The organism is Burkholderia sp. Ac-20344 (assembly GCF_017104975.1).
Lineage (GTDB): Bacteria > Pseudomonadota > Gammaproteobacteria > Burkholderiales > Burkholderiaceae > Burkholderia.
On record NZ_JAAGPP010000058.1, the window covers coordinates 18,648 to 38,309 of the forward strand.

13 protein-coding genes are annotated in these 19,662 nt (G+C 63.3%); 3 read left to right on the forward strand and 10 right to left on the reverse strand.

Annotated elements, in window-relative coordinates; translation table 11 throughout:
* The 3 genes from G3N64_RS19020 to G3N64_RS19030 all read right to left on the reverse strand — a co-directional run bounded on the left by G3N64_RS19020 (position 1) and on the right by G3N64_RS19030 (position 5,558).
* Positions 1 to 3,189: an efflux RND transporter permease subunit gene (locus G3N64_RS19020; RefSeq protein WP_205785317.1), complete on the reverse strand. Its 3,189-nt coding sequence runs from the start codon at positions 3,187 to 3,189 to the stop codon at positions 1 to 3.
* 15 nt (positions 3,190 to 3,204) lie between these two features.
* Entirely contained in the window at positions 3,205 to 4,443 is a 1,239-nt protein-coding gene (locus tag G3N64_RS19025; protein ID WP_205785318.1) for an efflux RND transporter periplasmic adaptor subunit, read from the reverse strand.
* A gap of 230 nt (positions 4,444 to 4,673) precedes the next feature.
* Positions 4,674 to 5,558 carry a LysR family transcriptional regulator gene (locus tag G3N64_RS19030; RefSeq protein WP_205785319.1) on the reverse strand — a complete coding sequence of 295 codons (885 nt, stop codon included), beginning with the start codon at positions 5,556 to 5,558 and terminating at the stop codon, positions 4,674 to 4,676.
* A 597-nt stretch (positions 5,559 to 6,155) separates the two neighbouring features.
* Between G3N64_RS19030 and G3N64_RS19035 the strand changes: the two genes are divergently transcribed.
* A complete protein-coding gene (locus G3N64_RS19035) occupies positions 6,156 to 7,124 on the forward strand; it encodes an AraC family transcriptional regulator (RefSeq protein WP_205785320.1) in 969 nt (322 codons plus the stop codon).
* A gap of 178 nt (positions 7,125 to 7,302) precedes the next feature.
* On the opposite strand, the gene G3N64_RS19040 is transcribed toward G3N64_RS19035, so the two are convergent.
* The 3 genes from G3N64_RS19040 to G3N64_RS19050 form a co-directional block, all read right to left on the reverse strand.
* Positions 7,303 to 8,271 carry an aliphatic sulfonate ABC transporter substrate-binding protein gene (locus G3N64_RS19040; protein ID WP_205785321.1) on the reverse strand — a complete coding sequence of 323 codons (969 nt, stop codon included), beginning with the start codon at positions 8,269 to 8,271 and terminating at the stop codon, positions 7,303 to 7,305.
* A 282-nt stretch (positions 8,272 to 8,553) separates the two neighbouring features.
* Positions 8,554 to 9,495, reverse strand: a complete 942-nt coding sequence (locus tag G3N64_RS19045) for a LysR family transcriptional regulator (RefSeq protein WP_205785322.1) — start codon at positions 9,493 to 9,495, stop codon at positions 8,554 to 8,556.
* 299 nt (positions 9,496 to 9,794) lie between these two features.
* The gene (locus G3N64_RS19050; RefSeq protein WP_205785323.1) at positions 9,795 to 11,093 is read right to left on the reverse strand and encodes an adenylosuccinate synthase; all 1,299 of its coding nucleotides are present in this window, start codon (positions 11,091 to 11,093) and stop codon (positions 9,795 to 9,797) included.
* A 140-nt stretch (positions 11,094 to 11,233) separates the two neighbouring features.
* Here G3N64_RS19050 and gcvA point away from each other — a divergent pair, with 140 nt between their 5' ends.
* Positions 11,234 to 12,139: a transcriptional regulator GcvA gene (gene gcvA, locus G3N64_RS19055; RefSeq protein WP_205785324.1), complete on the forward strand. Its 906-nt coding sequence runs from the start codon at positions 11,234 to 11,236 to the stop codon at positions 12,137 to 12,139.
* 182 nt (positions 12,140 to 12,321) lie between these two features.
* On the opposite strand, the gene G3N64_RS19060 is transcribed toward gcvA, so the two are convergent.
* Both G3N64_RS19060 and G3N64_RS19065 read right to left on the reverse strand, forming a co-directional pair.
* Entirely contained in the window at positions 12,322 to 12,630 is a 309-nt protein-coding gene (locus G3N64_RS19060; protein ID WP_069258116.1) for a hypothetical protein, read from the reverse strand.
* Between the two features lie 814 nt (positions 12,631 to 13,444).
* Positions 13,445 to 13,591: a hypothetical protein gene (locus G3N64_RS19065; protein ID WP_205785325.1), complete on the reverse strand. Its 147-nt coding sequence runs from the start codon at positions 13,589 to 13,591 to the stop codon at positions 13,445 to 13,447.
* A gap of 1,643 nt (positions 13,592 to 15,234) precedes the next feature.
* Here G3N64_RS19065 and G3N64_RS19070 point away from each other — a divergent pair.
* The gene (locus G3N64_RS19070) at positions 15,235 to 16,551 is read left to right on the forward strand and encodes a replication initiation protein (protein ID WP_021163671.1); all 1,317 of its coding nucleotides are present in this window, start codon (positions 15,235 to 15,237) and stop codon (positions 16,549 to 16,551) included.
* Between the two features lie 94 nt (positions 16,552 to 16,645).
* Here the strand turns inward: G3N64_RS19070 and G3N64_RS19075 are convergent, their stop codons facing one another.
* Positions 16,646 to 17,677: a ParB/RepB/Spo0J family partition protein gene (locus tag G3N64_RS19075; RefSeq protein WP_205785326.1), complete on the reverse strand. Its 1,032-nt coding sequence runs from the start codon at positions 17,675 to 17,677 to the stop codon at positions 16,646 to 16,648.
* Positions 17,670 to 18,365, reverse strand: a complete 696-nt coding sequence (locus tag G3N64_RS19080; RefSeq protein ID WP_085042974.1) for a ParA family protein — start codon at positions 18,363 to 18,365, stop codon at positions 17,670 to 17,672. Before G3N64_RS19080 ends, G3N64_RS19075 begins: the two co-directional genes overlap by 8 nt.
* Positions 18,366 to 19,662: the final 1,297 nt, after the last annotated feature.

Consider the following 19,662-nt stretch of genomic DNA (forward strand, 5'->3'; position numbering starts at 1 on the left):
TTACTGCCCCTTCGAATCGTGTGCGTCGTGACCGCGCTGCAGGTCGCCCTGCACGAGACGCCATGCGTCGTCGACGTTTTCCGTCTCGCCGCTGAAGATCGCGCGAACTCGCACGAAGAACATCGGGATCATGAAAATCGCGAGGAACGTCGCCGTGATCATCCCGCCGATCACGCCCGTGCCGATCGCATGCTGGCTGGCCGAGCCCGCGCCGTTGCTGATCGCAAGCGGCAGCACGCCCAGCATGAACGCGAGCGACGTCATCAGGATCGGACGCAGCCGCAGGCGTGCCGCCTCGATCGCCGCGCGCACCGGCCCCATGTTCCCGCCCGCCTGCAGCTCGCGTGCGAACTCGACGATCAGGATCGCGTTCTTCGCGGACAGGCCCACGGTAGTCAGCAGGCCGACCTGGAAGAACACGTCGTTCTCGAGGCCGCGCAGCATCGTCGCGAGCAGCGCGCCGACCACGCCGAGCGGCACCACCATGATCACCGAGAACGGGATCGACCAGCTTTCATACAGCGCCGCGAGACACAGGAACACGACGAGGATCGAGATTGCATACAGGATCGGCGCCTGCGAGCCGGACTGGATCTCCTGGAACGACAGGCCCGTCCACGAGTAGCCGATACCTTCCGGCAGCTTGCTCGCGAGCGCTTCCATCGCCGCCATCGCCTGGCCGGTCGACTTGCCCTCCGCCGCCTGCCCCTGGATCTCGATCGACGACACGCCGTTGTAGCGTTCGAGCTTCGGCGAACCGTAGCTCCAGTGGCCGGTCGCGAACGCGCTGAACGGCACCATGCCACCCGCGCTGTTGCGCACGTACCAGATGTTCAGGTCTTCCGGCGTCATCCGGAACGGCGCGTCCGACTGCACGTACACCTTCTTGATCCGGCCGTCCGTATCCAGGAAGTTGTTCACGTACTGCGACGCCCACGCAATCGAGAACGTCTGGTCGATCGCGGCGGCCGTGACGCCGAGCGCGTTCGCCTTCTCGCGATCGATGTCGACCTTGTACTGCGGCGTATCGTTCAGGCCGTTCGGGCGCACGAGCGCCAATGCGGGATCCTTCGCGGCCATCCCGAGCAACTGTCCGCGCGCAGCCATCAATGCTTCGTGGCCGAGACCGGCGTTGTCCGTCAGCTCGAAGTCGAAGCCGGCAGCCGTACCGAGTTCGGGAATCGACGGCGGGTTGAACGGGATCACCATCGCGTCCTTGTACTGCGAGTAGTGCGCGAACGTCCGGCCGATCAGCGCCTGCACCTTCTGGTCCGAACGCTGGCGATGCTCGTACGGTTTCAGCTTCACGAACACGAGACCGGCGTTCTGGCCGCGGCCCGCAAAGCTGAAGCCATTGACCGTGAACACCGAGTCGACCACATCCTTCTCGGCGGTGGTCAGGTACGTGTTGATGTTGTCGAGCGTCTTGCCGGTCGTTTCCTGCGTGGAGCCGGACGGCGTCTGCACGATCATGAACATGTAGCCCTGGTCCTCGTCCGGCAGGAACGACTTCGGCAGGCGCACGAACATCACGCCGACCGCGATGAACACGGCCAGGTAGATCACGAGCCAGCGGCCCGAGCACCGGATCACGTGGTTCACGCCGCTCGTATAGCGATCGCGACTGCGGTCGAAAGTCCGGTTGAACCAGCCGAAGAAGCCTTTCTTCTCCTCGTGATGCCCTTGCGGGATCGGCTTGAGGATCGTCGCGCACAGCGCCGGCGTCAGGATCAACGCAACGAGCACCGACAGCACCATCGCCGACACGATCGTCAGCGAGAACTGACGATAGATCGCGCCGACCGAGCCGCCCGAGAATGCCACCGGCACGAACACCGCCGACAGCACGAGCGCCACGCCGACGAGTGCGCCGGTGATCTGGCCCATCGCCTTGCGGGTCGCCTCCTTCGGTGACAGGCCCTCTTCCGCCATCACGCGCTCGACGTTTTCGACCACCACGATCGCATCGTCGACCAGCAGGCCGATCGCGAGCACGAGACCGAACATCGACAGCGTGTTGATCGAGAAGCCGGCGAGGCCCATGATCGCGAACGTGCCGAGCAGCACGACCGGCACCGCGATCGTCGGGATGATCGTCGCCCGCAGGTTCTGCAGGAACAGGTACATCACGAGGAACACGAGCACGATACCTTCGAGCAGCGTCTTGACCACTTCCTCGATCGACAGGCGCACGAACGGCGTCGTGTCGTACGGATAGTGGACGACGAGACCGTGCGGGAAGTACTTCGACAGCTCCTGGACCTTGGCCCGCAGCGCCGTCGCGGTGGCCAGTGCGTTCGCGCCGGTCGCGAGCTGGATACCGAGACCGGCCGTCGGCTGCCCCATGTACTTCGTGTCGAACGTGTAGTTCTCGGAGCCGAGCGCCGCGCGGCCGACATCCTTCAGGCGAACCTGCGAACCATCCTGGTTGACCTTCAGCAGGATGTTGCCGAACTGCTCGGGCGTGCGCAGCAGCGTCGATTCGGTGATCGTCGCCTGCAGCATGGTGCCCGGCTTCGCCGGGGTGCCGCCGATCTGGCCGCCCGCGATCTGCACGTTCTGCTGCGTGATCGCCGTCGACACGTCGATCGGCGTGAAGCTGTAGTTGGTCAGCTTGACCGGGTCGAGCCAGATGCGCATCGAGAACTGCGAACCGAGCAGCAGCGTCTGGCCGACGCCGTTCACGCGGCTCAACGGATCGAGCACGTGCGACGCCACGTAGTTCGTCAGGTCCTCCTTCGACATGCTGCCGTCCTCGGAGTTGAACGCGAACCACATCAGCCAGTTGCTGCTCGACTTCGTGACCTGCATGCCGAGCTGCTGCACGACCTGCGGCAGGTTCGGCGTCGCGAGCGACAGCTTGTTCTGCACCTGCACCTGCGCGACGTCCGGATTCGTGCCCGGCGCGAAGGTCAGCGTGATCGTCGCGTTGCCCGAGTCATCGCTCGTCGACGACATGTACAGGAAGTTGTCGAGACCGCTCATCTGCTGCTCGATCACCTGCGTCACCGTGTCTTCCACCGTCTTCGCGGAAGCGCCCGGATAGTTCGCCTGGATCTGGATCGTCGGCGGTGCGATCGTCGGATACTGCGCGATCGGCATCTTGAAGATCGATGCGACGCCGGCCAGCATCAGCACGATCGCGATCACCCACGCAAAGATCGGGCGATCGATAAAGAACTTGGCCATGAAACGGACTCCTTGTTATTGCGCGGCCGACGCAGCGGTCGAACGCGGGGCAGCATGGGCGGCGGTGCTCGCCGGCGCGGCGCTTGCCGGTATGCCGGACGCAGCGTCCGGCGCCGGAGCGAGCTGCGCCGCGACGGTCTTCACGGTCGCACCCGGGCGCACCTTGTCGACGCCCTGCACGATCACGTGGTCGCCCGCTTCCAGACCGCCTTCGACGATCCAGTCCTGGCCGTACGTGCCGGCCGTCGTCAACGGACGCGACTCGACCTTGTTGGCCGCGTTCACGACCAGTGCGATCGCCTGGCCCTTCTGGTCATGCGTGACGCCGATCTGCGGCACCAGGAAGGCGTTCTCGTTCACGCCCTCCTCGATCCGTGCGCGCACGAACATGCCCGGCAGCAGCACCTTGCCCGGGTTCGGGAAGATCGCGCGGATCGTCACCGAGCCGGTGGTCTGGTCGACCGTCACGTCCGAGAACTGCAGCTTGCCGGCTTCCGCATAGGTCTTGCCGTCTTCGAGGATCAGCGACACCTTCGCGGCGCCCGGGCCGTTCGTCTTCAGCTTGCCGCTCTGCACGTCCTGACGCAGCTTCAGGCCTTCGAGGCTCGACTGCGTGAGGTCGACGTACACCGGGTCGAGCTGCTGCACCGTCGACATCAGCGTCGCCTGGCTCGCCTGCACGTATGCGCCCGGCGTCACCTGCGAGATGCCGACGCGGCCCGCAACCGGCGACACGACATCGGTATAGCCGAGGTTGATCTGCGCGGTATCGACCGCCGCCTTGCCGGCTGCGACGTCCGCCGCGGCCTGCCCTTGCGTCGCCACCGCGTTGTCGTAGTCCTGCTTGCTGACCGCGTTCGCGGCCACCAGCACCTTGTAGCGCGCGACCAGCGCGTTCTGCGTGACGAGGTTCGCCTGCGCCCTCGCGAGCGTCGCCTTCGCACTGTTCAGCGCGGCGATGTACGGCGCCGGATCGATCTTGTAGAGGCGCTGTCCGGCCTTGACGTCGGTGCCTTCGGTGAATTCGCGACGCAGCACGATGCCGTCGACCCGTGCGCGCACCTGTGCAACGAGAAACGCGCTGGTGCGGCCCGGCAGTTCGGTGACCGCCGGCACGGCCTGCGGCTGGACGGTCACGACACCGACTTCCGGCGTTTGCGGCGGCGGTGCCGACTCTTTTTTCCCGCACGCGGCCAGGAAAACGGCAGCCGTTGCAGCAGTGATTAAGCGGTATGGAACCCGTTCGACGCGCATGGAGCGACCTCTCACAAATAGACGACCTTCAATGGGAATCACCAGATCTCCTCGTGACCTGCACGCGCGGCCGGAATGCTGTCGCTTCCTGTTGCCGCGGATGCGGCCGCGTATTTCGGGCGTGCGTTGCGCCCTGCGGAGCGTTCGTTCGTCGAACTGCTTCCGTGGAAAAGAAACCGTGAGCCCGCGGCCACGAAGGGCACGGGTTACCGCAACGGCCAACCGGGCCGCTAGCTCGCGGGCCGGAACGCGGCGCCGGCGAATTCGATGAATGCCCGTGCAGCGGCGGGCAGATGCGCGGTGCGCGCATGCGCGAGCTTCAGCGTCACGGGCGCGAGCGGGCAGACCGGTCCCACGCGCACCAGCGTGCCGGCGGCCAGATCGGCGTCGACGAGATACGCGGGCAGCACCGCGGCGCCCATGCCGGCCACGGCCAACCGCCGGGCCATCTCGAGATGGCCGACGCCCGGGCTACCGCCGGGCGCCGCGTCGGGTCGAAACGCAGTTGCATCGTCATCGCCGGCCGCCGGCAGATCGAGCCGCACGGCCGTGATGTCCGGCCAGTCGCCCGACGCAGCCGCGCCGCCGTGCGCATCGACATATCCCGGCGCCGCGACGCGCACGGATTCGTACGCGGCCAGCGTGTGCAGCGCGTGCGCACCGGTAACCGGCATGCCGTCGGTCAGGAACGCCACATCGATGTCTTCGGACGTCAGGTCGACATGGGCATCGGTCAGCGTCACGGTCGGCCGCACGTCAGGAAACCGGTTCACGAAGCGATCGAGCAACGCGCTCAACTGGCTGAGCCCGAACGCGACCGGCGCGGCAATGCGCAGCGCGCCTTCCGGCTTGCTGCCCATCGCGACGAAACGGCCGTCGATCTCGTCGATCGCACCGAGAATCCGCTCGACGCGCGCGAGATACAGCTCACCGATTTCCGTCAGCGACTGGTGGCAGGTACTGCGTTGAAGCAGGCGTGCGCCGAGGCGCGTCTCGAGCGCATCGACCAGCCGGCTCGCCATCGCCGTCGACACGCGCAGCCGCGTTGCCGCCCGGCGAAACCCGCCTTCCCTTGCCACCGTCACGAATGCCCGAATCGATTGAAGTTGGTCCATTTGTCCGGATTCCCCTGCGCGGTCGACCGCCTTGACGCGCGCCCCCGTCGCCGCGTCGCGCGCCGTCATGCAACGGCCCGGCCAATGCGGCGGCACCGACGCCGGCCACGCCGGGTCGGTCGGCACGCTCGCGCCAGACGCGCGCCGGCATGCAACGGACGCAAGCCGGCCTCGGCCGGCCCGATGCATGAACATTCGAATAGCAGTCCTGAGTCTTTTCCAGCGGTTCTCAACGGCACGGCCGGCGGCATCCGCCGGTCGTGCGACGGTCATGCCCGCCTCACCCGAGCGCACTGGAACACGTTTCTGTCAGCAGGTGCAATGGTATGAAAACCACCGGAGATTGGCTTGCCCGATCCTGCGATTGTTTTGCCTTAATTTCCGAATTTGTGCGCTGCACACCGTGCAACGACGGGCGATGCGGTCGCCGGCCGTGCAGATCCGGATGATCGGGCTAATTTCCGACAGGTTTGGGCAATCACGTGCACGCAACTCGCCGTACGATGTGACCGCCGTGCCGGCACCCCTGCCGGGACACCCACAGGGAATTGCCGCCGCGCACCTTGCACCGGCCACTCCGCCATTCGCTCATGCACTATGGAAATCGACGCCCGAACGCCGCCGCTACGGCGCATCACGCCCGATCACGACGCTCGGTCGCCTACGGCCCGGCTTGCTGCGCTGATCGCCGCCTACGCGCCGCACGACGGCACGTTCGAGCTCCCGGTGCGCGGCATGCGCATCGCGCGCGCCTCCGCGTCGCCACCGCACTGGAACCATGGCGTGCACCACGCGTGCCTGAGCATCGTCGGGCAAGGCGCGAAATCGACACGGGTCGGCGACGACACCTACGTGATCGACGAATCGCGGATGCTGGTGGCGACTGCCGACCTGCCCGTCACCGGCCGCGTGACGCGCGCGAGCCCGGCCGAGCCGTTCCTCTATGCACAGCTGGAATTCGACCCGGCCCGGATCGCGGCACTCACACCCCGCGTGTTTCCGCTCGGGCTGCCGAAGGCCGTCGACTGCGGCGCACTCGATACGCACGATGCACCGCCTGAAATCGTCGATGCCGTCGTGCGGCTGATGCAACTGATCGCGCAACCCGACGACCTCGACCTGCTCGCGCCGCTGATCGTCGACGAGATCCTCATTCGGCTGCTGCGCGGTCCGTCGGGTGCGCGTGTCGCGCAGATCGGCCAGGGCGATTCGACGACGCAGCGCATCTCGCGTGCCGTCGCCTGGATTCGCGACCACTACCTCGATCCGATGACGGTCGAATCGCTCGCGCGACAGGTGGACATGAGCCCGTCGACCTTCCATCACCACTTCCGTGCGGTCACGTCGATGAGCCCGTTGCAATGCCAGAAGGTGCTGCGGCTGCAGGAGGCACGCCGCCTGATGTGCCTGTCTGCGATGGACGCGCGGCAGGCGTGCCGCAGTGTCGGCTATGTGAGCGCGTCGCAGTTCAGCCGCGAATACGCACGCCTCTTCGGCGATGCGCCGGGCCGCGATGTCCTGAAGCTGCGCGACGAAGCCGTGCCGCTGTCCCGCGTCGCGCCGTAGGCCGGCACCTCACGCGCGCGACGCACGCTTGGCAGCGGGTCGCGCCCAAGGCGATGCTGCTTGCAGCGAACACGTTGGGCGCGCCCGCGATCGACCTGCCCGGCGCGGCGGCCGGCCGTACGCGTGCCCGATTCCGGACGATATCGCGCTGCCGTTGTGCCGTTGCCTGGCTGCACCTTCACGCAAGCGCGGGCGGTGCGGCCTGGCTGACGTCGACGCGCTTCGGCAGGACGCCGGCCTGGTAGAACGCATCGGCAATGCGCTGTTGATACGCGAGCGTGTCGCGCGTGACAGGCTCGACACCGAAGCGCGCACGGCGAAACGCGAGCGCCACCGCCGGCTCCGGAATCCCCCACAGCTTCGAGAACTCGGCTGCGCCCTGCGCACGGTTCGCATCGAGCCATCGCTGAACCGCCGTCAATTCCGACACGGCCGCGTCCAGCACGTCGGCATTACGCTGCGCATATGTGCGCGACGCAAAGTAGTAGCCGCGATTCTCGACGAGCCCGGTGCCGTCCGCGACGACGCGCGCGCCGAACGCCTGCTGGACCACCGCGAGAAACGGATCCCAGATGATCCACGCATCGACCGAGCGGTTCTCGAACGCGGCCCGCGCGTCGGACGGCGACAGCCAGACCGGCGTGACGTCCGCATAGTTGAGCTTGGCGGCCTGCAGCAGACGGACCAGCAGGAAGTGCGTGTTCGATCCCTTCACCAGCGCGATGCGCTTGCCGCGCAGGTCCGCAAAGGTCTTGACCGGCGAATCCTTCGCGACCACCACCGCCTCGGCCGCGGGGCCGGCCGGCGTCTGCGCGTAATAGACGAGCGGCGCGCCGGCTGCGAGCGCAAAGATCGGCGGCGCCTCGCCGACATCGCCGAAGTCGATCGATCCCGCGTTCAGCGCCTCGAGCTGCGGCGGCCCCGACGGAAACTCGGCCCACGTGACGGTCACGCCGAGTGTCGCGAGCCTGCTCTGCAACGTGCCGCGCGCCTTCAGCAGGCTGAGCGGCCCTTTCTGATAGCCAATGCGCAACGTCCGCGCGCCGGCCGTGCTCGCCAGCGCAAAGCCCGAACACACGGCGGCGCCCGCGATCGCCAGGCCGGCATGCAGAAGCCGGCGGCGGGTTGTGGAGTGGTGGTCTGCCATGTCGTATCGGGTTCGATGAAGAGGATGCTGCTTCGCGCACGCATGTGATGTGATGAAGCCGGTCGAACCGATTCTATGGGGTTGGCACGACGCATCGAACCAACGATGTTCGATATCGAAAGCAAGGGCTTTCATAAGGGCACGCCAGTGAATCGGGCATCGTTGCCCGGGTCGGTCGTGAAGATAAAATCGATATCTTCTTCAAATACAGGACTGCATATTATTTGTTCGATTGATGCGCAGCCTCGTATTCATACGCCGTCACACGCCGACGGCGAGACCTCAGGGCGAGCAGGAAGCGTGCAGCGCAGCCTCGTCGGCGGACAGCATCTCGGGCACGCATTCGCGCAGGAAATCGACGAACGTGCGGATTTTCGCATCGAGATACTGGCGCGATGGATACAGCGTGTAGACCGTCAGCTTCTGCAACCGGTAGTCAGGCAGCACGCGCACCAGCGCGCCGCTCGCCAGCGCGGGCAGTGCCGACGACATCGGCAGCGAACCGATGCCGAGGCCGGCACGCAATGCGGCGCCGAGCGCGTCGGCGATATTCACCTGGAAATCCGGCAACGGCAGGTCGAATGTCTCGGGGCCGTCGGGGCCATCGAGATGCCAGCGATCGCGCGGGAACACGGGCGTGAGGATCTGCAGGCAGGCATGGCCTTCGAGTTCGCGCGCCGTGCGCGGCGTCCCGCGCTCCTTCAGATATGCGGGCGACGCGCACAGCACACTGTGCACCTCGCCGAGCCGCTGCGACACGAGCCCCGAATCGGGCAGCTCCGTCGCGCTCAACTGCAGCGACACGTCGTAGCCTTCGTCGATGATGTCGGGCACGTGCTGCGACAGCGTCAGCTCGACCGCGACCGATGGATAGCGCTGCCGGTAGCGCACGACCGCGGGCACCACGTAGGCCTGGCCGAAGCTCGTCGTCGCATGGACATGCAGCCGTCCGGACGGCTTCGCCTGTGCGTCGGCCGCCTCGGCTTCCGCTTCTTCGATATAGCCGAGAATGCGCTGGCAGCGGTCGAGATAGCGCTGCCCGGCGTCGGTCAGCGCGATGCGGCGCGTGCTGCGGTTGAGCAGGCGCGTGCGCAGATGCGTTTCGAGCTGCGCGACCGACCGCGATGCGTAGGCCGTCGTGATGTCCAGGCGATGGGCCGCGCTCGTGAAGCTGCCCTCCTCCGCGACCCGGACGAAAATACGCATCATCTGTAACGTGTCCATCGACCTGTCCCCGGGATTGAGATCACGTCGCGCCACCATGTGGCCATGGTGCCGGCGGCTCCGGCGCAGGCCGGTCTGGCGCGAATTGTGCGGAACAGTACAGCAGCCGTGCAGACGTGTCCAGTTCGCCATACACGGCGTGATCCGGACGCCGAATCGTGTCGCCGAGCTGCCGTGCGCACGGCGTACGGCGCAGGCGCATACGCGACCGGACGCGCCAGCACGCGGACGGCACCGGATCGGCAAAAACTACCCGGTGACCACGGTGCCGCCCCGCGTTTCACGTCATGTATGACGCATCAGGCCGCGGCGGCCGCATCGAACGGATTGCGCAACACGATCGTGTCGTCGCGCTCCGCGCCGGTCGTGATCATCGATACCGGTGCGCCCGCGACCGCTTCGATGCGCGCAATGAAATCCTGCGCGGCGCGCGGCAGCGCCGCCCGTTCGCGTATCCCCTTCACGGTGCCGCGCCAGCCGTCGAACCGCTCGTACGCGGGTTTCGCGCGCGACTGCGCATCGAGGCTCGCCGGCAGGTGGTCGACCCGCACGCCGTCGAGTTCGTAGCCGACGCACAGCGCGATCGACTCGAAACCGTCGAGCACGTCGAGCTTGGTGAGCGCCAGCGAATCGATGCCCGAGATCCTGACCGCCTGACGCAACTGCGTGGCATCGAGCCATCCGCAGCGGCGCGGCCGGCCGGTATTCACGCCGAACTCCTGCCCGCGCGCACGCAGTGTTTCGCCGGTCGCGTCGGACAGCTCGGTGAGGAACGGGCCGCCGCCGACCCGCGTCGCATACGCCTTGGTGACGCCCAGCACGTGACCGAGCTTCGACGCGCCGAGCCCTGTGCCAGCGGCGGCGGCCGATGCAACGGTGCCGGACGACGTCACGAACGGGTACGTGCCCCAGTCGATGTCCAGCATCACGGCTTGCGATCCCTCGAACAGGATGCGCTCGCCGCGGTCGGTCGCGTCGTTGAGATCAGCCCAGACGGGGCGCACGAACGGCAGGATCCGCGGCGCGAGGTCGACCAGCGTCGCCAGCATCGCGTCGCGGGAATACGCGTCGAGCCCCAGGCCGCGGAACCACGCGTTGTGATGGTCGACGAGCCCATCCAGTTTGGCGGCGAGCTGGCCCGGTTCCGCGAGATCACCGACGCGTAGCCCGCGACGCCCGACCTTGTCCTCGTAGGCCGGCCCGATCCCGCGCAGCGTGGTGCCGATGGGCTCGCGGCGCAGGCGCTCCTGCGCCTGGTCGATCGCGCGGTGGATCGGCAGCACCAGCGTCGCGTTCTCGGCGATCGACAGGTTGTCCGGCGTTATCGACAGCCCGAGCTCGGCCATCCGCCCGATTTCCGCAAGCAGCGCTTCCGGATCGAGCGCCACGCCGTTGCCGATCACGCCGCGCTTGCCGCGCACGACACCGCTTGGCAGCAGCGCGAGCTTGTACGTCTTGCCGCCGACGACCAGCGTATGTCCCGCGTTGTGGCCGCCGTTGTAGCGTGCGACGAGATCGGCCTGTGCCGCCAGCCAGTCCACGACGCGCCCCTTACCTTCGTCGCCCCATTGGGCGCCCACGACCACCACGTTCGGCATGCTCCGTACTCCATGTGAGAAATTCAGACAATCGTTCGGCCGAGCCGGCCGTTTGTGTGCCATATTGGCGGAGCTCAAGCCCCCGATCAAACGATTAAACCTGAACTCTAGTGTGAGTAAATATCACACGAAACGACGCAATGGCCCGACGCCTCCCTCCGTTGAATTCGCTCCGTGCGTTCGAAGCCGCCGCGCGCCTGGGCAGCTTCACGCTGGCCGCCGACGAACTGTGCGTGACGCACGGCGCGATCAGCCGGCACGTGCAGCAACTGGAGGCGTGGCTCGGGCGGCCGCTGTTCGAACGCCATAACCGGCGGGTCGAACTGACCGGCGCGGGCCGCGCGTATCTCGCCGAGGTCGGGGCGTCGTTCGACCGGATCGCGCTCGCCACCGCGCAGCATTTCGGCCATGCGCAGCAGCGCGTGCTGCGCGTCAGCGCACCCGCGACGTTTTCGTTGCGCTGGCTGGTGCCGAAGCTGTCGTCGTTCCAGGTCGCCCATCCGGCCATCGAGGTGCGGCTGTCGACGTCGAACGAGCCGATCGAAAAGCTGCGCGACAAGGTCGATCTGATCGTCCGCGGCGGCCCGCAGGCCATCGACGGTTACGTTGCCGAGGAATTCCTGTCCGAAGTGCGGCTGCCGGTGTGTGCGCCGAAGCTGCTGGACGGGCGACCGTTGCATACGCCCGCCGATCTCGCCGGATTCACGCTGCTGCACGCGGCAACCTATCCCGGCATGTGGCCCGAATGGCTCGCGGCAGCCGGACATCCGAATCTCGTGCCGCGACACTCGCTCACGCTCGAGCATTTCTACCTGACGCTGCAAGGTGCGCTCGACGGGCTCGGCGTCGCGATGGGGCCGATCGCGCTCGTCGCAGACGACATCGCGGAAGGTCGGCTCGTGCAGCCGTTCAGCGAACCGGCGCTGCCGCCGTGGCGCTACTTCACGTACGTGGCCTCCGCACGCGCGAACGACGACGCGGTGCGGGCATTCAAGGACTGGCTGAAGGTGACGGGAAACGCGGTTGTGCCGGCCGGGCGGAACTGACCGGGGCGGTGTGCGGGTCGTATGCGCCAAGACATGCAGGAATGCGAATCAAATAGCGTACGCGGATGGAACGCGTTTGCCTTCGTCGATACCGGGAATGCTGCATTCGATGTGCGCCGCGGGGCCGCGACGCACGCGGCAAACCGCGGACCGAACCGCGGCTTGCCGCCACCGGACGGCGCTTACTGGCTGGCGCCGGCGGCCTTCTTCTCCGCGTTCTGCAGATTCTGCGGATAGTTCGGATCATTGGCCGCCGGCTTGTAACCGGCGTCTTCGAGTTTCTTCAGCTCGGCGTTGTTCTTCGCACGCGCTGCCTTGCGCTCTGCCTTGTGTTGGGCCCTGGCCGCCTTGCGTGCCTGGCTCTTCGCAGCCTTGGCGTCCTGTGCAGCAGGCGCGCTGGCGTCGGTCTGCGCAAACGCGGGAACTGCCGAGCCGAACAGGAACGCGGCTGCGGTAGCAGCCAGCGTGAGTTTTCTGATCTGGATTCGCATCGCTGAACTCTCTTTTCTGGTTTATCACGGATTGAAAGACCACGAGATACCGCCCCTGCCCCGAACGGTTGTCATGCCATGTTCGGGACCTGTGCATCATAACCGCGTCTCGAAAAATGTGGTGCCAACGTGACAGCAGAATTGGGGATACACGTATGGGAGAAAGCGGGGACGCCGCTCGACTGTCGTTGGCGGGACAGGCACTGTGTATCGCGTGTCGGGCGGGGATGCGAAGCGCATCGTGGCAGCGACGGGAAACGGTCGGTGTATCCGTGCTTCAGCGACGAGGATGGGTTATGGACGCGAGGCGCGATGCGACGTGAGTGACCAATGACTGTTTCATTGGTGGTGTTGCCGGCGTGCACACGGTTGATGCGACCGTTATCTGACCAATCGTGATCACTGCAGCAGCAGCCGTCGAACCCCGTGTCACGTTGATGGTCGACGTGGTTTAAGCGACGGTTCCTCCCATAAACGACCACGATTCGGTTTTACGGTGTTCAAGGCATCCACGATTGCGTCGCCACCGCGCGCAGCGTTCGATCCGGCAACCAATCGCCGCGCGGTGATACCGAGAGTGATCTGTGCTGGCAAAACTCGTCGCCGCGCGCTCCTGCGGTCTGTATGAGGAAAAGCGCAGACGCGTTTCGTCTGGTGAGGGCATCGGCCGGAATCGCGTCACGACTACACCGATGGTCCCGCACCGATGCAGCGATGCCCGTCTGGTGAGTGTGGCACGTAGCGTTGCGATGTCGCGGCAACGCTCGCGATCCGTCCAATCCTGCTCGGCAACGCATCGCGCAACGTATGCGAATCACAGGTTTTTCATTTCGTGGCTTTGGCCGCCGGCATCCGGACGCGTATCGCTGCCGGCACAGTTTGCCGATACCTGTGGCCTCATCCGGCCGGTGAGCTTTTTCGGGATTCGTGCGTACCGGAAGGTGAGAATGTTCGGGATCATCGCTCGAATTCCATTGCGGTGAGCCTCGTGATCGTCCGGATCTTCACGTTGGCTCGCGGCGTGCGCTGGATCGACCCAGGAGCCGGTGACGCAGCAGATGGCATGGCGCTGAATGGATCTTCGGGAAGCCGTTCCAGGACATCTCCTTGCGACCCGAAGGCACAGCATTCATCTTCGGTTCATGGCTCCAAAGGTAGAAAGTTGGAAGCCCCTTGGACGGTGAAGCGAGGCGCGTCGATTTCTGCTGTTCACAGCCCGCAGGCTAAATTTGTCGAGAGGCGTGGGCAGGCAATCGGAAAAACTTGTCCGCAGACCAGGAAGCCTGAGTGCAAAAAACCCTTCGCCTGCGGTCTCGGATGATTTCGAACTGCTGTGAACGAAACCGAAGAGATTGGTGTTTCCGGCCGCCGATTGGCGTTGCCGATTGATAACAGGCGCTCGGGAGGTTGCTGGGCCGGGTTTTGGGCCCCATAAACGGGAACCTGTGCCTGGAAATGGGGGTTTTCTTCCCGTTTTTCTCCCATAGGTTTCTACGTTTACGCCGATGTGAGTATGTACTCACCTCTTCTGGAAGCCTTGTCGGGCCTGAAGCCTGTGCAAAACGCGGATCCAGGCCATTGTTTTCCAAGCCGGAACCGATGTATGCGGTGCTTGCTGCACCATAGACGGCTCCCATTGGTAGCGGTTTATGGGGTTCGTCTTTCTGTGGCAGCACACGTGTGTTTACATCTTTTGTTAACCACGTTTACTTCTTTAACTACTTTTAGACGGCTCACAGCCTTGTCCGATAAGGGTTTGAAGGGTGTTCGGTACCCATTTATGGGAGCACAGGTGTAAGGGTCTGGGGTTTCAGGTCTGTGGATTTGGGGTTTGGGGTACCGGATTGTGGGGAATCAGGGTTGTGGATATGGGGCAAGCGTACCCGGTTATGGGAAATAGACCTGGAAACGCGTTGGGTAGTCGTCTATGGGAATGCCTGTAGGTAACCTTTTATGGGGCGCTTTTTTCGATTCGTGGATGCTGCCGCACACAGTGATTTTTCTTGGGTAGTCGGTTATGGGGAGCCTCAAAGGTACCCGGTTATGGGTAGCATTTGGGGCCGCTCGATTGCATTTCTCCAAGATTCCCTGCTGCGGGTTCCCATGGACAGGATCGATATCACGGACAGGTAACCTCTTATGGGGAAAACGATGGGTTGCCGTTTATGGGAGCGATATCTACCTTCGGCGCCAAAATCGACGTAGCCAATGCTGCCGAGCCCGGTCGACAGGTAGCCTTCTGTGGGAATCGATGAAGGTAGCAAGTTATGGGATGAAAACGCGACTGTGCTGCAGGGCACCATCAATTTGCCCAGCGATCTCGATTCTGCACATTTGTTTCCCATGGATGGTTACCTTGCCGAGGGCAAATCCCGTGCCGGGTTTTCGTGTCCGGGTATGAAAGGTAGCGGCTTGTGGGAAGCATTTTTGGCCGAAAGGTAGATGGCTATGGGGTTCCGCACAGATCGTCTGATCGTAGATTTTCCTTATGTATCTGAAGGTTAGCCTCGATAGTGCAAGTAAAACAGGAACAAGGGCGTTGCTCCTCGGCACGAAAAGGTATAAAGTCCGCTCTCAACAAGGTGACCTTATCCGGACATGACGATGCCGCGCAAGCCCGCAAGCAAAGGCTCAGACAAACAGGTTTCGCTGTTTCAGACACCCGAGCCTCCCGACTTGCTGCGCAAGGCGGTCCAGGCGATTCATATCGCGCCCAAGTCCGGAAAGATCGGTCTGCAGCAGCGCAAGATGTTCAGCTCGCTGATCAAGAACGCGCTTCGGCAGGAGGCATTCGAGCCAGGCCGGACGAGCTTCTCGATCTCGATCGCGTCGCTTTCGCACGAGAGCGGGTTGAACAGCAACAACACGAAATACGTGAAGGACACGGTCAATTCGCTGATCAGTACCGTCGTCAACTGGGATTACCTGGCCGCGGATCGCTCGACGGTCTGGAAAGCGTCGGGCCTGCTCGCCGGCGCTGAGCTCGAGCAATCGGTGCTGAAGTACAGCTTCTCCGACCAGATTCGCAGCGAGTTGCTCAACCCCGAGATCTACGCACTGATCGATATGCGGATCGCCCGCGAGTTCCGGCGGTCGCACTCGCTCGCGTTGTGGGAAAACACGGTGCGCTACGAAGGGATCGGCATCACCGCGAAGATTCCGCTGCCGAAATTTCGTGACCTCATTCTCGGCCAGGACAAGGCGTCGCAGTCGTACAAGGAATACAAGCTGTTCAAGAGCAAGGTCCTGGTGCCGTGCATTCAGGAGGTGAACGAAGTTTCGGATCACACGCTCGAGTTGATCGAACACAAGTCCGGCCGGAGCGTGGAAGCCGTCCAGTTCAAGGTGACGCGCAAGCAGAGTGCCGATACGGTGGAGGATGGCGACGTCAAGAACGAAGCGCTGGTCGAGGAGGTCGCCAAGTTCGGCATTCCGCGTTCGGAAGCGCGCCGGCTGATCACGCAATACGGCGTGCAGCGCATCAAGGCGGCGATTGCCTATACGCTCAATCGGACTACGAAGAAGAATGCGGCCCCGGTCGACAACGTAGCCGCGTATTTCCGCAAGGCGCTGACGCACGGCTACACGCTGGCCGACGGGCAGGGAACGGAGGCGGCCGCACCGGCGAAGGAATCTGCGCAAAGCAAGCAGGAGCAGATTCGCGACAAATATCTGGCGGCGAAGGTCGAGGAAGCCGGTGCGTACTTCCGCGAACTGGAGATCGACGACCAGACCAAGCTGATCGAGCGTTACAACGAGACGGTGGCAGGCTCGAAGGACCTGACGCTGTCGCCGAAGAAGAAGGCGAGCAAGCTCGCGCAGACCAGCTTCTTCCGATGGCTCGCGCTGGATACGTGGGGCGAACCGACCTCGGACGACTTGCTGGAATTCCTGCTGAAAAGCAGTCTCGCAGGCAACTGAACGAGGCCTCGCAGCCGGGCGCGCGTCGCGCGCCGGACATCGTCGTCCGGCTGCGGGGTGCAATGCGGCTGCGAGGCCTTCTGCTTTTCGCGCGTTACCGTTGCGTGGCCGTTGCCAGTTCGGCAACGTACGCGTCGATCACGGTCTTGAGCTTGTCGGCGAGCGCCTCCTGGTGCGCTGCGTCGACGCCCTTGAGCTGCAGATCCAGACGCCCGTCCGGATAAGTCTTCAACTGGCCGATTGCTCGCGATTCGAGCGCGAAGTCGTGACGAACGCTGTAACGCGTACGTCCCGCTTTCTTGCTGCCATCGCTCTGTGCACGCAGGAAATTCTCAAGATCACGAACGGATTTTTTCCGGTCGATCACGGCCGTGAGCAGTCGGTCGGCCGTCGGCTCGCCCAGGCGTTCGAAGATCAGCTTCAGGAAGTACGCCGCCTGCAGGCCGACCACGTCGTTCGCGCTCGCCATCCGTTCCAGGAGTGTGTTCGGGAGCGCGTTGAGCGACAGCGTCTTGCTGATCGACGCCTTGTCCTTGCCGATCTTTTCCGCCAGCGTGTTCTGGTCGGAAAAGACCTTCTCGTCGAGAAGACGCTTCCACGCGACCGCATCGTCGAAGATCGTCTGTCGTTCGTGATCGTGGTTCGCGCGATACGCGATCGTATAGAGCTGCTCGGGCGTGTGGTCCGTGCGGAACGTGGCGTTGATGGTTTCATCGCCGTTGATGCTCGTCGCGCGCAGCCGGCGTTGCCCGTCGATCACCACGAGCTTGCCGGGAAACTCCGGGAGGCGCGTCACCTTGATCGGTTCGATCTGCCCTTCCCGTTTCAGCGTCAGGGCGAGCTCGTGCAGGCTCGACTCCGAGTAGAACACGCGCGGGTTGAACGGGTTTGGGATGCAATCCTTGACCAGTACCTTTTGCGGCGCGCCAAGATCTGCCGTGCCGGCGGGCGTGGCCGCAGCCGGGGCGCTGGCGGGCGCCGTTTCGCCGCCGATGTTTGGTGCGGCCGCCGGTTCGGGCAGCCGCGTTTCGAGGGCCGCATTTTCCTGCGCGAGCCCGCGCAGCAGGCCGGCTGCGAGATGCAGGTTACCGGTCGGCTTCTTGTCTTTCGATGTGTCCTTAGCCATGGGCGGCTCCGGTAGCGCGCGTCGACGCGATGTATTGGGCCATTTCCGTGACCAGCTTTTCGATTTCCGCACGGGCTTCTTTCAGACCCTTCAGGTATCGATTGTGATGATGGATCGTGGTGCCGAGCGCAAACGTCTGACGGTAGACCTCGCGTTGCGCGATCTGGCTGTCGAGCAGATGCTCCCCTATTTCTTCAGCCCTTAGAATTTTTAAAATTTCTTCACGCATTTTAGTCTTTCCATTAACACTATTCAGCATTAATGCGGAAGAAAGACTCGGGTTACGAACGGACCGCATCGACTCGATCATGCGGATCATCGCGACCGTGCTGTAGAGATCGGCCGGCGACGGCGACAGCGGCACGAGGCAGAAATCGGCGACTTCGAGTACGGATGCAATTCGCGGATCTTCGAGGTTGCCGGGACAGTCGACCACGATCACGTCGAAGTTCGCGTCCTGTTTCTTGATCTCGCCGCCGATGCCACGGCCGGCAGGGGCCAGCGAAAGAACTGTCATCGGCAGCGTGTTCTCGCCGCTCGTCACCCATCGGACGGACGTGCCCTGAGGGTCGGCATCGATCAGGGCGACCTTGTTGCCGCCAGCTTCGAACGCAGCCGCGATATTGACGGAGATGGTTGTCTTTCCAGTCCCACCTTTTTGATTACTGACGGCGATCTTGAAAGCCATTAAATTCCTCCACGGAGTTTTGCGTAATATATGCAGATATTGTCAAAATGTCTAGAAAAGACTTCGACTCGACGTATGTCTTGATGATCGATGTGGTTGTCACGTGACAAGTGGGCCAAATGGCTAATGCGCCAGCCGTGACTGATGATCGAGTAAAAAAATTGACGATCTCGGTCACAAAACACGTACAAAGTTCGAGAGAGATTTCTATGGATTTCAACGTCAACGGGGAGTTGACGTATAGACGCTGGCCGCTTGATCTCGCTTTGTTCCTGATGGACGCATTGTGTCTCCAGTAACTCGATTTCGTGTGCGTCGCCGGGAAACTCAGTTGTCACGTGACAAGTCGCAGAGATTTGATCTTTCTCGGTGCTATCCGATACCAGAAGCCCTTTGATTCGATTGCATTTACGGTTTTGGCGAGATCATTTCAATGCCTGATATCCGGTCTTTGGCTTGGTGCGACTGCCTCAAGTGATGTGAGTTGTCACGTGACAATCGAGTCGATGCGAGAGGCGACATGAGCACTGAGTCGCTTCTCAGGAGGAGTTTTGATCGAACTCCATCGAGGCCGAGCACGGAGATCGTTAAAGACGGGATTCGCTACCCATGGCTCGTTGCAAATGCAGTTCTCCTGGCCGGTTGGTGGTTGAGTTGTCACGTAACAACTGGAGTGTTGTATCGGGGGAACTGGAGTGTCGAAGTGGCGCGTAGCATCGCGTGTTGTTCGGCACACATCTTTGTCTCAGAGTCTGAGTCACCAATCGGCCCGCAGATCCGGGGCCTTCATCATGGACTATCCGTATTCACGTCTCGGCCGAAAGACGCCGATCAACTTGCTAGGTGACACCTTAAAATGTGTTTCGTGAGCACCTTAGATGTGGCCCCATTTATTCGGGATGTTCGGATCGACTTCGCGTGTGTGTTTGCCCGGCAGGGGAGGGTATAGGCTTTGTCACGCGTATCGTGTGCCGTGACCAATGCAGTCGCGCCTCTACGCGACTGCCGCTCATATGAGCGTCAAATTTGCGACAAACCCCGTGTTGAAGGCCGGCCGGCTACTCAAACGGGCCGGATCGTGAAACATTTTCACGAAATGAGGGGTTCTCGGAAATCCTTGTCCGGCAATGGCTTGCGCCATTTTCTTCATGTTGTTTCACGCAAAATCAGCAAGATCATCCCTGTAAATAGGGGCGTATGATCATTTCAGGTTCCGAGCGCGGGAGTTGACGCGAAACTACTGAGAATTGTCTTGTTTGATACGTATTGTGTGGTATTCAAAACGTTTCTCGCGCAG